At 37.5% G+C, this 13,841-nt stretch carries 10 protein-coding genes, 3 tRNA genes and 1 other annotated feature; of the genes, 6 read left to right on the top strand and 7 right to left on the bottom strand.

The window, feature by feature from the left end; translation table 11 throughout:
- Nucleotides 1-238 precede the first annotated feature (238 nt).
- Together BSR19_RS10505 and BSR19_RS10500 are read right to left on the bottom strand one after the other, a co-directional pair.
- A complete protein-coding gene (locus BSR19_RS10505; protein ID WP_060972962.1) occupies nucleotides 239-1,006 on the bottom strand; it encodes a ParB/RepB/Spo0J family partition protein in 768 nt (255 codons plus the stop codon).
- A 65-nt stretch (nucleotides 1,007-1,071) separates the two neighbouring features.
- Nucleotides 1,072-2,307: a S1C family serine protease gene (locus BSR19_RS10500; protein ID WP_002892211.1), complete on the bottom strand. Its 1,236-nt coding sequence runs from the start codon at nucleotides 2,305-2,307 to the stop codon at nucleotides 1,072-1,074.
- Between the two features lie 205 nt (nucleotides 2,308-2,512).
- Here BSR19_RS10500 and rlmH point away from each other — a divergent pair, with 205 nt between their 5' ends.
- Nucleotides 2,513-2,992, top strand: coding sequence for a 23S rRNA (pseudouridine(1915)-N(3))-methyltransferase RlmH (gene rlmH, locus BSR19_RS10495; protein WP_037598563.1), 480 nt, complete (start codon nucleotides 2,513-2,515; stop codon nucleotides 2,990-2,992).
- A 16-nt stretch (nucleotides 2,993-3,008) separates the two neighbouring features.
- Complete coding sequence (locus BSR19_RS10490; protein ID WP_060972963.1) at nucleotides 3,009-3,692, top strand: YoaK family protein; 684 nt, start codon at nucleotides 3,009-3,011, stop codon at nucleotides 3,690-3,692.
- Nucleotides 3,693-3,717: 25 nt separating this feature from the next.
- Here the strand turns inward: BSR19_RS10490 and BSR19_RS10485 are convergent.
- A tRNA-Arg gene (locus BSR19_RS10485) sits at nucleotides 3,718-3,791 on the bottom strand.
- A gap of 186 nt (nucleotides 3,792-3,977) precedes the next feature.
- On the opposite strand from BSR19_RS10485, the gene BSR19_RS10480 reads away from it, so the two are divergent.
- Both BSR19_RS10480 and BSR19_RS10475 read left to right on the top strand, forming a co-directional pair.
- A tRNA-Glu gene (locus BSR19_RS10480) sits at nucleotides 3,978-4,049 on the top strand.
- 22 nt (nucleotides 4,050-4,071) lie between these two features.
- Nucleotides 4,072-4,145 (top strand) — tRNA-Asn (locus tag BSR19_RS10475).
- A 96-nt stretch (nucleotides 4,146-4,241) separates the two neighbouring features.
- On the opposite strand, the gene BSR19_RS10470 is transcribed toward BSR19_RS10475, so the two are convergent.
- The 3 genes from BSR19_RS10470 to BSR19_RS10460 all read right to left on the bottom strand — a co-directional run bounded on the left by BSR19_RS10470 (nucleotide 4,242) and on the right by BSR19_RS10460 (nucleotide 9,447).
- Complete coding sequence (locus BSR19_RS10470; protein WP_060972951.1) at nucleotides 4,242-6,836, bottom strand: YfhO family protein; 2,595 nt, start codon at nucleotides 6,834-6,836, stop codon at nucleotides 4,242-4,244.
- A gap of 49 nt (nucleotides 6,837-6,885) precedes the next feature.
- A complete protein-coding gene (locus BSR19_RS10465) occupies nucleotides 6,886-8,508 on the bottom strand; it encodes an ABC-F family ATP-binding cassette domain-containing protein (RefSeq protein ID WP_060972950.1) in 1,623 nt (540 codons plus the stop codon).
- A gap of 66 nt (nucleotides 8,509-8,574) precedes the next feature.
- Complete coding sequence (locus BSR19_RS10460; protein ID WP_049545979.1) at nucleotides 8,575-9,447, bottom strand: YitT family protein; 873 nt, start codon at nucleotides 9,445-9,447, stop codon at nucleotides 8,575-8,577.
- Between the two features lie 144 nt (nucleotides 9,448-9,591).
- Nucleotides 9,592-9,831: a binding site (T-box leader), on the top strand.
- Between the two features lie 44 nt (nucleotides 9,832-9,875).
- On the opposite strand from BSR19_RS10460, the gene trpS reads away from it, so the two are divergent.
- Nucleotides 9,876-10,898 (top strand): tryptophan--tRNA ligase, encoded by a 1,023-nt coding sequence (gene trpS / locus BSR19_RS10455; protein ID WP_037599375.1) that lies wholly within the window; start codon nucleotides 9,876-9,878, stop codon nucleotides 10,896-10,898.
- 178 nt (nucleotides 10,899-11,076) lie between these two features.
- Nucleotides 11,077-12,558, top strand: a complete 1,482-nt coding sequence (gene guaB, locus BSR19_RS10450; protein WP_021144763.1) for an IMP dehydrogenase — start codon at nucleotides 11,077-11,079, stop codon at nucleotides 12,556-12,558.
- A gap of 181 nt (nucleotides 12,559-12,739) precedes the next feature.
- Here the strand turns inward: guaB and recF are convergent, their stop codons facing one another.
- Complete coding sequence (recF, locus tag BSR19_RS10445; protein WP_013991340.1) at nucleotides 12,740-13,840, bottom strand: DNA replication/repair protein RecF; 1,101 nt, start codon at nucleotides 13,838-13,840, stop codon at nucleotides 12,740-12,742.
- Nucleotide 13,841: the final 1 nt, after the last annotated feature.

Genomic DNA, 13,841 nt, shown 5'->3' with positions numbered 1-13,841 from the left:
TCCATCAATTCTCCTTCTTTATTCTTGTTCTCTGATTCTATCATAAAACAAAAAAGTTTTCCACAGGTCAGAAGATAAAAGTTTCTCTAGTTATCCACAGATGGAAAAAGACAATTCACATTGTGCACAAGAGTTATCCACAAGTTGTGAATAAAAAAAGAAACCCTCTAAAATAAAGGGAGAGCAACATTTTTATGATGTGGATAAGTTTGTTTCTTTTTTCTCATCAATTCACAGGTCAAATTAGCTTGTTGATAATTCTGTTAAAATCTTCTTCCGTCGAAAAGTGGATCTGAATAGTTCCAGAGTGATTTTTGTGATAACGAAGAGTAACGGGGAGACCAAGTGATTTTTCTAGTTCTTTTTCTTTATCCTTTATGTGAATATCTTTTTTTGATTTTTGTTTTTTAGGAAGTTCTTGAAGTCTTTTTTCCAGAGTACGAACGGACCATTTTTCAGTAAGCACCTGATGATAGATAGTTAATTGCTTTTGGGTATCCTCAACAGATAAAAGCGCTCTAGCATGTCCTTGACTCAGTTTGCCATTTTCGATACTTGTCTGTATCTCTTTGGGAAGTTGGAGGAGTCTGAGAGCGTTACTGATATAGGGCCTGGATTTCCCCATAGCTTTTGCCAGTTCCTCGTGACTGTAAGCTAACTCATTAATTAAACTACGATAGGCCTTTGCTTCTTCAATAGGATTGAGATTCGAGCGTTGTAAATTTTCAATAATAGCTTGTTTACGACTCTCTTGATCTGAGACTTCCTTTACGACTGCAGGGATTTCTGTCATTCCCAGACGTTTACAGGCACGTAAACGTCTTTCCCCAGCAATTAGTTCATAACCAATAATGTCCGATTTTCGGACAATGATTGGCTGTATCAGTCCATTTTCAGCGATTGATTGGCTCAGTTCTGCTAATTCTTCATCAGAGAATTCTATACGAGGTTGAAAAGGATTTGGGTAGATTTCACTAATAGATAAAGCTTTGAGTTGTTCTTGCATGTTATTCCTTTCCAAAAAAGACCTTTACATTATTGTAAAGGTCTTTTGACAGATTTGTCAATGACTTAGTCAGATAAGTCTTCTGTAGATTTTGTTAATTTAAGTTCTTCAGTTTTCTTCTCTTTACCACGATAGAAGGTTACCTTGATTGTATCTCCGATACTATGGCTGTAAAGATTGGTTTGAATATCAGTTTTTGAGCTGATTTCCTTACCGTCAATTTCAGTAATAACATCATTTTCTTGAAGTTTACCATCAGCTGGCATACCTTTTTGAACGCTACCGACAACAACTCCAGATTTAACTTCATCTGGTAAATCTAATTTAGAAGTTGCACTGCTAGAAAGGCTATTAAGATCGGCCATTGAGATTCCTAGGGCTGGGCGTGTAACTTTACCGTCTTTTTCCAATTGATTAATGATTTCGACAACATCGTTTGATGGAATGGCGAATCCCATACCTTCAACGGCACTACCAGCGACTGCTGACGTTGATGAAATCTTACTTGAGTTAATACCGATAACTTGTCCTTCAATATTGACTAAGGCACCACCAGAGTTACCAGGGTTAATGGCAGCATCTGTTTGGATAGCATTTGTTGAGACAGTTTCACCATTGTCGTTTTGCATAGTTACGGTACGGCTAAGGCTAGATACGATTCCCTCTGTTACTGAGTTGGCGTATTCGGTACCAAGTGGGCTACCGATAGCAATTGCCTTTTCACCAACTGTGAGGGAGTTTGAATCTGCAAATTCTGCGACGGTTTTTATTTTATCTGAAGAAACTTTGACAACTGCTAGGTCAGAGTAAGTATCTTTACCAACGAGTTCACCAGTAATTTTTGATCCATCTGAAAGCATGATTTCAAGTTTTTTAGCACCATCAACAACGTGGTTGTTGGTTACGATGTAGGCCTCTTTCCCATCTTTTTTATAGATAACACCGGAACCTTCACCAGCGACTTGCAATCCATCAGAATCTTTTGATTTGTCTTGGCTAGAATCAGAACTATCATCTCCACCAAAAATACGACCATAAAGTTCATTTAGGGAATCTGAAGATGAGCCTTCTTGGTAATTGATGACAGAAACAACGGCATTTTGTACTTTCTTAACGGCCTTAGTTGTATCTGTTGTATTGTTGTATACGGTCTTAGCTGTTTTAACACCTGTATCTGTTGTATTGGTAAAAGATACCCCTGCTGCTGTTAATAGGATAAAGGCACCTAGTAGACCACCTAGTAAGCCAATAACAAGCATTGCAATTGGCGCTACTATTTTTTTCCAGTTAAATTTTTTCACGTTTAGTCCTCCTTTTTGATAAACATATCAAAGTAAGCTTAATTATATCATAAAGTGATTTTAAAAAACAGTTATCAACAGTCTGTGGATAAGTTTCAAAAAGTGTAGATAAAAAGCGATTTTATAAGGATAACTATAGATGCTTGACACGAAAAAGGTGTGGATAAGGTGTTAAAAGATTGTGGATATGTGCTATAATAAGCCTATGAAAGTTAAATTGATTACCGTTGGAAAACTGAAAGAAAAATATTTGAAAGATGGCATTGCGGAGTATGTCAAACGACTAGGACGCTTCACAAAATTTGAATCTATAGAATTAACGGATGAAAAGACGCCAGATAATGCAAGTGAAGCTGAAAATAAAGCTATCCTAGACAAAGAAGGACAGCGTATCTTGGCTAAAGTAGGTGATCGTGATTATGTCATTGCCTTAGCTATTGAAGGAAAACAATTTCCCTCGGAACAATTTGCTAAAGAGTTAGAGCAAGTGACCCTTAGAGGCTATTCAGATATTACTTTTATTATAGGGGGCAGTTTGGGACTCTCTCCAACAGTAAAAAAGAGAGCTAATCGATTGATGAGTTTTGGTCTCTTAACATTCCCTCATCAGCTTATGCGCCTTGTATTAGTAGAACAAATTTATCGTGCATTCATGATTCAGCAGGGAAGTCCTTATCATAAGTAGAAAAAAGGAAACAGACATGTTCAGAATGAAAAAACGCTCCTATCGTGTTTTTGAAGGATTACGAGTAGCAACTCTAGTTAGTTATATAGGAGGCTTCATTGATGCCTATACTTACAATACTCAAGACGGTCGATTTGCAAGTATCCAGACAGGCAATCTCCTCTATTTGGTCATTCACCTTGTTGAGGGGCATATTGCAAGAGCTTTTAGCTATGTAATACCTATTTTTTTCTTTGTTTTAGGTCAGTTTTTTGTTTTTTTTGTTAAGAAGTGGCTCATTAACCATAAGTGGGGATGGCATTTGCAAGCGATTAGACTTGCCCTTCTCTTGATGACTATTCTTGCAATTATTACACCATACGTTGATTCTACTATTACGATTGCAGGCTTGGCATTCTTCGCCTCTCTTCAAGTAGGTATTTTTAAGCGAGTCAGAGGTGTAAATTATGCTTCCTTTATGATGACTGGTAATATTACTAATACTTCTTTAACCATTGCTAGGGCTATTGACGAGGGTGATGCCAAAGTGCTTAAACAAGCTTCTTATACAACTGTTATCATCTTTACATTTATGGTAGGAGTCGCAGCCTCAACTTGGTTTGCTCAATATTTACATGAATACAGCCTATATACGACTTTGCTTCCCTTGTTTGTTTTAAATTATTTCTTATTTATCGAGGCAAAAGAAAAACGCAACTAGAGATTCTAGATTGCGTTTTTTTATCTGATCCCAGCAGGATTCGAACCTGCGACCGTTCGCTTAGAAGGCGAATGCTCTATCCAGCTGAGCTATGGGACCAATAACTCTATTAGTTTACAAAATATATAGCAACATGTCAATACTTTGTAAAAGCAAGATAAAAACTAACGTAAAATTCGAATAAATTTAGCAAAATTTAATATTTTTTTTGAAAAAAAGTATAGACAAAATCGAATACTCTGATATAATAATAAGAGTATTAACGAGATAAAAATCTCAGAACTTGGTCCGTTGGTCAAGGGGTTAAGACACCGCCTTTTCACGGCGGTAACACGGGTTCGAATCCCGTACGGACTATTTTTGCTACTTAGCAGTTTTATCCGCCATAGCTCAGTTGGTAGTAGCGCATGACTGTTAATCATGATGTCGTAGGTTCGAGTCCTACTGGCGGAGTGATAAGACACCTCAAGTTGTATAGCTTGAGTTTTTTTGTACCCAAAGTTAAATAGGTCTGGAACACTTGTTCCAGACCTATTTAATTTAAGATAATCAGCTTTTTTGAATAATAGTTGTTTTTCTGATGAAGTAAGCGTAGCAACAAAATATGATACTTGCCAATAGACTAATCAATGAACCTGTCTTAAGTCCATAGGGAATAAAGGTTAGAACAACTTTTCCTCTTCCACTAGGGACATCGACTTTCATGAACCCCTTTTGAGCTCGTTGAATCTTAACTTTTTTATGATTTATGGTCGCTGTCCATCCCTTATCATATGGAATGGTAAAGAATAGTGACGCATTCGTTTTACTGCTATAATCAACGAACACTTTATTTTTTGACGTAGTAACCTTGCTATCACGTTCATTAATAGTATCCATAGCTATCTGATAGTTTTGAGTATCAAGGGCATAAAAACTAGGATTATCAAAGGATATTGCTTTATTGCCAGAGAAACTAAGTTTGATGGTAACCATTGACTCTGTTTCAAAGTAGCCAAGGTCAAAAAAATCAAAGGTATTGTCAGTAACTTGATTCTTTGCCACACCGTTTACAGTAATTGACAGAGAGTGGTTATTGTCATCAGACCAAGAAATATTAGGAATACTAACATAGAGTTGACTATGTGGTGGAGCAATAACTTGATAGGTGATTGTTACAAAATCTTTATTCGAGTTGCTAACGTTTTTAGCCACGCGCTGATTCAAAGATCTAGCATCCTTATCAAACAGTTGAGATGGAGCTCGTTTAAAATAGGTTAAGTTAAGTCCAGAGAGAGTATTCAGCAAGCTAGTTTGATTGTCAAGCGTATTGACAGTGAAGTCAATATTATTGTAAATGCCATCAGTTAAGATAGCAAGCTGGCTTGCATTATTATTTTGATAAAGTCCCATTGTTTTCTCAGAAGTTATGTGATTAAAACCATACTTATTAAGGTCAAAGTTCGATAAATTATATTTTATTCCGAAGAGACTATCAGCGATAATGGTGTTATTTTGGTAACGTAGGTTTAAATTAGTCCCTTCAGATTTGAAGCCTAACCTATCGAGTGTTGAGCTTGAAGCGGTATTTCGAATGGATGAAAACTGAGAAATACCATTATAATTGAATTTCATACTGTCGTTACCAGTTTGAGCCTCTAACCTTTCAGTACGGTAAAAAGTCTTATTCGCTTGCTTAGTTTTTGAAACTAGTTTTGTAATGGCAGACATATTTTGTAGATAGCCTTCACGAGTTGGGAATACCCACTCATTTCCAAGAGCTCCAACAACATAGTAAGTACTTAATGTAAGCTCAAAAATGCAGAATAAGAAGGTGAAACAGCGAAAAACACTCCCAGGAACCTGCTGGCTAAAATAGCTAGTAAATAGAATGGCATAGGCTAGGAGAAATGCTAGACTTAATAGCCAGGAGACTGGTTCAATGAAGCTATAGTGAGATTGAAAGATCCAAGTTAGTAAGTAAGCGGTACTCAATCCTAAGAAAGATAGGAGGAGCCTTTTAAAAGAAAACTTTCTAATTCGGTTGAGTGTTTCTCCTGCTAAAAGAACAGTTAGGAGAGATAGGAGCCAAGAATAGCGATGGAGAAACATGTTAGGCGTGTGCATACCTTGCCAAAACAAATCAAGAGGTTGTAAGTAGAAACTAGCGATAAAGAAAGCTACTAATAAGAGGTAACCTAGACGTAATGATAGCTTGATTTCCCTACTAATAAAGAAAAGTAGAAAAAGAATCAAAGGTAAGATTCCCACATAAATCATAGGGATTGATCCGAATTTAGTAGTATCATAAACTCCAACGAGATTTTTCGCAAAGAAGTCAAAATAATAGGTAGACTCTGTCAACAAACTTGACGCACCTGTAAATTTTTCACCATGTGTTGTCAAGTCAAGTAGCGTTGGCAGCAGCATGACAGCACTACTTAAACCAGCTAGTATAGAGACAATTCCAAAGTCTATGAAATGAAGAATCTTACTCTTCCACCCCTTGATAGTTATCAATTGTACTATGGTGTAAAGGGTTAGGAAAATAGCCATCATATATCCAAAATAGTAGTTTTGGATAAAAAGGCAGGTTAGACTAAAAAAGTATAAGCCCCGTCTATTGAATCTTAGTAAGAGGTGTAAACCTAATATGATTAGAGGTGCTAGAATAAAGGCATCTAGCCAGGTGTTAATTTCTAACTGACTGGTAGCAAAGCTCATCAAAGCAAATCCTGTAGAAAGACATAGGATGAAACTTCTTGACACTTTTGTAAAGAGACGCTTAAAGCTAAAAGCTCCTGAGAGCCCAATAAGACCAAACTTAAGCAGTGTTATATAATAAAAAGCATCGGCCATTTGGTTGACAGTAAAGAAATAGTAAAGTGGAGACAAGAAGGAACCTAAGTAATAGCTTGTTAGAGCATAGAAATTAAGACCTAGCCCACTTGTAAAGGTGTAAAAGAGGCTTCCATCTCCATGAAGTATATTCCTAAGTCCAGTTGCAAAAATCACATACTGATGAAAACCATCACTTGTTAAAATAGTCCGCTCACTACCAGGATAGATTTTTTGGCTATACAGAACACCTATCATGATTAGTACTGGCAAGAAAAAGGCAGCCAGATAAAATAATAAAGTCGTATGGTATTTTTTATTTGTCATAATGATACTAAGACAGGTTGGGATATCCCAACCTGCATCTTTTTATAGTTTAATCAGCCCATAGTGCTTTGACTTTAGCTTGCACTTCTTCATTTTCAAGGAATTCATCATAAGTTTCATCAATACGGTCAATAACCCCATTTTTAGAAACGACTACGATGTGGTTCGCTATTGTTTGGATAAATTCATGGTCATGACTGGCAAAGATAACAGACTCTTTGAAGTCACGGACGCCATCATTCAGACTTGAGATTGATTCCAAATCCAAGTGATTAGTAGGATCATCTAGAAGAAGGACGTTAGATTTCAAAAGCATGAGCTTAGAAAGCATGACACGTACCTTTTCTCCCCCTGAGAGAACACTAACAGATTTATTAACCTCATCTCCTGAGAAGAGCATACGTCCAAGGAATCCACGCAAGAAGGTATCATCATCTTCCCCTTTTTCGGCAAATTGACGGAGCCATTCGAGAATTGATTCACCGGATGCAAAGTCTTTAGAATTATCTTTTGGAAGGTAAGAGTGGCTAGTAGTAACACCCCATTTGATTGTACCTTCGTAGTCAATATCATCAGCAAGAGCACGAATTAATGCAGTTGTTTGAATATCGTTTTGACCGATGATGGCAGTCTTATCTCCTGGTCGCAAGATGAAACTAATGTTATCAAGAATAGTCTCACCATCCATCTTAACAGTGAGATTTTCAACTGTTAGAAGGTCATTGCCGATTTCACGCTCTGCTTTAAAATTGATGAATGGATATTTACGACTTGATGGGACGATTTCTTCTAGTTCAATTTTATCAAGCATTTTCTTACGAGAAGTCGCTTGTTTAGATTTTGAAGCGTTGGCAGAGAAACGTGCAACGAATTCTTGAAGTTCTTTGATTTTTTCTTCTGCTTTTGCATTACGGTCAGCCTGCAAGCGTGCAGCCAATTCTGAAGATTGTTTCCAGAAGTCATAGTTACCGACATAGAGTTTGATTTTACCAAAGTCAAGGTCGGCCATATGCGTACACACCTTATTCAAGAAGTGACGGTCATGGGATACGACAATGACCGTATTTTCAAAATCAATCAAGAAATCTTCAAGCCATGAGATTGACTGGATATCAAGACCGTTGGTAGGTTCGTCAAGAAGTAGTACATCAGGTTTACCAAAGAGTGCTTTTGCAAGGAGCACCTTCACCTTGTCACCATTAGCCAATTCACTCATGTTTTGATAGTGAAGGTCTTCTGAGATATTTAGGTTCTGAAGCAATTGTGAGGCTTCGCTTTCAGCTTCCCAACCACCCAATTCAGCAAAGAGTCCTTCTAATTCAGCAGCACGGACACCATCTTCATCTGAAAAATCTTCCTTCATGTAGATGGCATCTTTTTCTTTCATAATATCGTAGAGGCGTTCATTCCCCATGATAACAACATCAATGACGCGTTCATCTTCATAGTCAAAGTGGTTCTGACGAAGAACAGAAAGACGCTCATCAGGACCAAGAGAGATATGTCCTGTTGTTGGTTCGATATCACCAGCTAAAATTTTCAAAAAAGTAGATTTACCAGCACCATTGGCACCGATAAGACCGTAAGTATTACCTGGCGTGAAGGCAATATTAACATCATCAAAAAGTTTACGATCGCTAAAACGAAGCGATACATCCGATACAGTAAGCATATAATATCCTTTATTTTTATTCTTAACTACTATTTTACGAGAAATTAGACTTTATTTCAATCGATTTTATAAGGGATTAATAAAGTCATTTGGAACTCTTTGGTAATCTTTTTGGAGGCTAAATCCACGTCCCATAACTGTAGAAGCAGGAACAATGACGATAAAGGCAGTTTCATCTATTTTTTGGATTTCTTCTTGAACTTTTGGAACCTCATGAGTTGACAAGGTAGTCATAATCATATTTTGTGCATGTCCAGTATGTCCACCAAGAACTGGAATTTTTGTTGCACCTCTATCAGCCACTCTAGTGATGTATTTTAGGATTTGTTCACTATTTTGCGAAATGATTAGAAGATTTCGTGATGAATTGAGTCCGACCATCATTTTATCAATTGTAAGAGAAACAACTCCAAGTGAGAGAATGGAGTACATAACAGTATCAGGTGGAAAGGCAATAGCACTGATTGCGACAATGATTCCATCAACAATAAGTAGTACCATTCCTAGTGGGAGTGGCGTATACTTGTGGAGAATTTGTGTGATAATTCCAGTTCCCCCAGTTGAGGAATTTCCATAAAAGACTATTCCTAGTCCTAACCCTAATACAATCCCACCAAAAATAGCAGCCAACAAAGGTTGTTTGGTGAGTGTAGGTAAGCCCTCGGTTAATTTAATAAAAGTTGGGAAGATAAGAGACCCATAGAAGGTTTTTAGGAGAACTTCGCGACCAAGAAAGCACCAACATAAAATTAACAAAGGGATGGTGGTTGCTAAGACGAAGTTAGCATTGTTCCAACCAAAAAGGGCGTTTAAACTAATGGCTAGTCCCCCGACACCACCCGAGGCAATATTATTCTTAACTAAAAGTGAATTATAGCCAACCGAAGCTATAAAAGAACCGATTGTAACTAAAAGTATATCTATTATTCGACGTTTCATATATTATCTCCTAGAAATGATATTCTTATTATCAAGTCTTTTTTAGTTTCCGTCAAGTATTGACTATTTTGGTTGTATCTAAGGTTGTGTTTCACGTGAAACTAGAAACATAATCTTGACAAGAATAGATAAAACAATGTAGAATAATAGTCATCAGAAGAGTAATTCTTTCCTTTTTTATAGAGAGCTGGTGGTTGCTGAAAACCAGTATGAAGGTGGAATGAATGGGCTGAAGAGAATTGACGGTTAACGTGAACACATAAACGTTAGGTTTGGCACCCCTTATCGTGCAACTTCTTTGTTGAGAAGGTTTGAGATGATAGCTTCAGAAAGAGTTATCAACTGAGGTGGTACCGCGTATCAAAAGTGATTAACGCCCTCACGCATGTTTTTGCGTGGGGATTTTTTTGTATTAGAGAGGTAATTATATGACGAAACCTATTATTTTGACGGGAGACCGTCCAACAGGGAAACTTCATCTAGGACACTATGTTGGTAGTTTAAAAAATCGTGTCCTTTTACAAAACGAAGATAAATATAACATGTTTGTCTTTTTGGCTGATCAGCAAGCCCTTACGGATCACGCCAAAGAGTCAGAGATTATCAAAGAATCAATTGGGAATGTTGCTTTAGATTATCTCTCTGTAGGTTTGGATCCAACGAAGTCGACTATTTTCATTCAAAGTCAGATTCCTGAGTTGGCTGAGTTGACTATGTATTACATGAACCTAGTTTCATTGGCACGTTTAGAGCGTAACCCAACGGTTAAGACGGAAATTGCTCAAAAAGGCTTCGGAGAATCTATTCCAACAGGCTTTTTAGTTTATCCAATTTCTCAGGCAGCTGATATCACGGCCTTTAAAGCAAATTATGTTCCTGTAGGTAATGACCAAAAGCCAATGATTGAGCAGACACGTGAAATTGCACGTAGCTTCAATCATACTTATCATTGTGATATTTTGGTTGAGCCAGAGGGAATCTACCCTAAAAATGAAGCTGCAGGACGCCTTCCAGGTCTAGACGGAAATGCTAAGATGTCAAAATCCTTAGGTAATGGTATCTTCCTTTCAGATGATGAGGACACTGTTCGTAAAAAAGTCATGAGCATGTATACGGATCCAAATCATATTCGTGTGGAAGATCCAGGCCAAATTGAAGGTAATATGGTTTTCCATTATCTTGATATCTTTGGTCGCGAAGAGGATGCTACTACAATTGCTGAAATGAAAGAACATTATCAACGAGGTGGTTTAGGAGATGTGAAGACAAAACGTTATCTTCTAGAAATCTTAGAACGTGAGTTAGCTCCAATTCGTGAACGTCGTTTAGAATATGCCAAGGATATGGGAGAAGTTTTCCGTATGCTTGAAAAAGGTAGTCAAGCAGCGCGTGAAGTTGCTGGACAAACATTGGCGGAAGTAAAAGAAGCGATGGGAATTAAGTATTTCTAAGAAATAAAAAGTAGGGACTCAAGATAATCTGGAGCTCTATTTTTATTTGGAAAAAGGTTTTCTTAGAATCTTATGCGAAATCTGTTGACAAATCATTTTAGCATGATATGATATTAACAATTAAAAAATAGGCTGGGGTTTTTGTACCTCAAAACTTTGAGAAAAGAGGACGATTATAATGTCAAATTGGGACACTAAATTCTTGAAAAAAGGTTACACTTTTGATGACGTATTGCTTATTCCTGCGGAAAGTCATGTTCTACCAAACAACGTCAACTTGAAGACGAAATTGGCTAAAAATTTGACATTAAATATCCCAATTATCACTGCAGCCATGGATACGGTCACAGATAGTAAGATGGCTATCTCAATTGCTCGTGCAGGTGGTTTGGGTGTCATTCACAAAAACATGTCTATTGCGGAACAAGCTGAAGAAGTTCGAAAAGTAAAGCGCTCTGAAAATGGTGTCATCATTGATCCATTCTTCCTAACGCCTGAAAATAAAGTTGCTGAAGCTGAAGAGTTGATGCAGCGTTACCGTATCTCAGGGGTTCCAATTGTTGAGACACTTGAAAATCGTAAATTGGTTGGTATTATCACAAACCGTGATATGCGTTTTATCTCTAATTACGATACTCCAATTTCAGAACACATGACTTCTGAGAAATTGGTCACTGCTCCAGTTGAAACAGATCTTGAAACAGCTGAAAGTATTCTTCATGAGCATCGTATTGAAAAGCTACCTCTAGTTGATGAAGAAGGTCGTTTATCAGGACTTATTACTATTAAGGATATCGAAAAAGTTATTGAGTTTCCTAATGCAGCTAAGGATGAGTTCGGTCGTCTTTTGGTAGCAGGTGCTGTAGGTGTTACTTCTGATACCTTTGAACGTGCAGAAGCTCTTTTTGAAGCAGGCGCAGATGCTATTGTCATTGATACTGCACATGGTCATTCAGCAGGTGTTCTTCGTAAAATTGCTGAAATTCGTGCCCACTTCCCAGACCGTACTTTGATTGCAGGAAATATTGCAACAGCTGAAGGTGCGCGTGCACTTTATGAAGCAGGTGTCGATGTCGTTAAAGTAGGTATCGGACCAGGTTCTATTTGTACAACACGTGTGGTTGCGGGTGTAGGTGTTCCTCAAGTCACTGCTATTTACGATGCTGCAAGTGTTGCGCGTGAATACGGAAAAACAATTATTGCTGATGGTGGTATCAAATACTCAGGTGATATTGTAAAAGCTCTTGCAGCAGGTGGTAATGCTGTAATGCTTGGTTCTATGTTTGCTGGTACTGATGAAGCACCAGGTGAAACTGAGATTTTCCAAGGTCGTAAATATAAATCATACCGTGGTATGGGATCAATTGCAGCGATGAAGAAGGGATCAAGCGATCGTTACTTCCAAGGTGCAGTTAATGAAGCGAATAAACTTGTTCCAGAAGGAATTGAAGGCCGTGTAGCTTATAAAGGTTCTGCTGCTGATATTGTATTCCAATTGATTGGCGGTATCCGTGCAGGTATGGGTTATACAGGTGCAGAAGATATTCAGGCTTTACATGACAAAGCTCAGTTTGTTGAAATGTCAGGTGCAGGACTTATTGAAAGTCACCCTCACGATGTTCAAATTACCAACGAGGCGCCTAACTACTCAGCTCATTAATAAACATAAAAGTACTTATCTCAGATAAGTACTTTTTGTTTACAGAGATATTTACAATAAGTTTACAACGTATTTACGTGATTATGGTTGTTGATAAAAGGGTTTAGGCGAAAATGATTTACAGCTTATTGGGTAACGCTTGTCACATGTGTCAATCACGAAAAATAGAAAAACAAGTCATTTAATCGACTTGTTTTTCATAAATATCACCATTCTTAACTAAGAAGGTCTTTAAATCAGGTGGTAGGTTACTCAGATGATCAAGTGAAGTTGTCGTCATGAAGGTTTGAACCTCTTCGTCAATACTTTCTAACAGTTTAAGTTGACGGTGATTGTCAAGCTCACTCATGACATCATCGAGGAGAAGAATAGGAAATTCACCTGTTACTTTTTTTATCAGAGCAATCTCAGCCATTTTTAAAGAAAGTATGAGACTACGTTGCTGCCCCTGACTACCGAAAGATGCGTTCATGTCATTAATGTAAAATGTTAAATCATCCCTATGCGGACCAACACCAGTGTTCTTTTTGAAGATATCTCTTTTGTGATTTTGCTTTAACGTGGTTAAAAATGATTCGCGAATAACTTTGTTATTTTCCAGTGGGATATTAGATTCGTAGGAGATTTTAAGGCGCTCTATCTGATTTGAGAGGTTACTATGATGTCTATCTGCCTCCTCCTCTAATTGCTTGATAAATTCTAGTCTATGTTCGATAACTCGTGTTCCAAAATCGGAAAGCTGTTCATCTAACACTGAGAGGAAATTAATGTCTACATTGTCAGTAGATTTGAGATAAGCATTACGTTGTTTGAGTACATGATTATAACTTGATAAGTCTGAGAGATAAACAGGCTTAATCTGTCCTAAATCAATATCTATAAATTTACGTCTCAGGCTTGGAGATCCTTTTACAAGTTGTAAATCCTCAGGAGCAAATAGCACCACAGTCATGTGACCGATATAATCGGATAATTTAGCTTGTTTGAGGTGGTTAACCTTTGTTATGCGTCCTTTATTAGATAAACTGATTTCCAGAGGTAGCTTCCCACTATGACGATGCACGATGCCGTTAAGTTTGAGAGTATTTTGTTGAAATTGAATCAGTTCTTTATCTGAACGGGTCCGATGACTACGTGTCAATGCTAGAAAATAGATGGCCTCAAGAATATTTGTTTTTCCTTGGGCATTGCGACCAAGAAAAATATTGAGATGAGGTGAGAAGCTCACAGAGGCTTCAGTATAATTTCTAAAGTGTTGAATATCAATTTTTTCGAGCCACATA

The sequence above is a fragment of the Streptococcus salivarius genome, from assembly GCF_009738225.1.
GTDB lineage: Bacteria > Bacillota > Bacilli > Lactobacillales > Streptococcaceae > Streptococcus.
The sequence above is the reverse complement of the archived record's forward strand: the minus strand, read 5'-3'. Positions and strand labels throughout refer to the sequence as shown.

Excerpts from the sequence above, each read along its gene's own strand:
- recF (WP_013991340.1), bottom strand. The coding sequence starts at position 13,840 with ATGTGGCTCGAAAAAATTGATATTCAACACTTTAGAAATTATACTGAA.
- trpS (WP_037599375.1), top strand. The coding sequence starts at position 9,876 with ATGACGAAACCTATTATTTTGACGGGAGACCGTCCAACAGGGAAACTT.
- guaB (WP_021144763.1), top strand. The coding sequence starts at position 11,077 with ATGTCAAATTGGGACACTAAATTCTTGAAAAAAGGTTACACTTTTGAT.
- BSR19_RS10490 (WP_060972963.1), top strand. The coding sequence starts at position 3,009 with ATGTTCAGAATGAAAAAACGCTCCTATCGTGTTTTTGAAGGATTACGA.
- BSR19_RS10470 (WP_060972951.1), bottom strand. The coding sequence starts at position 6,836 with ATGACAAATAAAAAATACCATACGACTTTATTATTTTATCTGGCTGCC.
- BSR19_RS10465 (WP_060972950.1), bottom strand. The coding sequence starts at position 8,508 with ATGCTTACTGTATCGGATGTATCGCTTCGTTTTAGCGATCGTAAACTT.
- rlmH (WP_037598563.1), top strand. The coding sequence starts at position 2,513 with ATGAAAGTTAAATTGATTACCGTTGGAAAACTGAAAGAAAAATATTTG.
- BSR19_RS10460 (WP_049545979.1), bottom strand. The coding sequence starts at position 9,447 with ATGAAACGTCGAATAATAGATATACTTTTAGTTACAATCGGTTCTTTT.
- BSR19_RS10505 (WP_060972962.1), bottom strand. The coding sequence starts at position 1,006 with ATGCAAGAACAACTCAAAGCTTTATCTATTAGTGAAATCTACCCAAAT.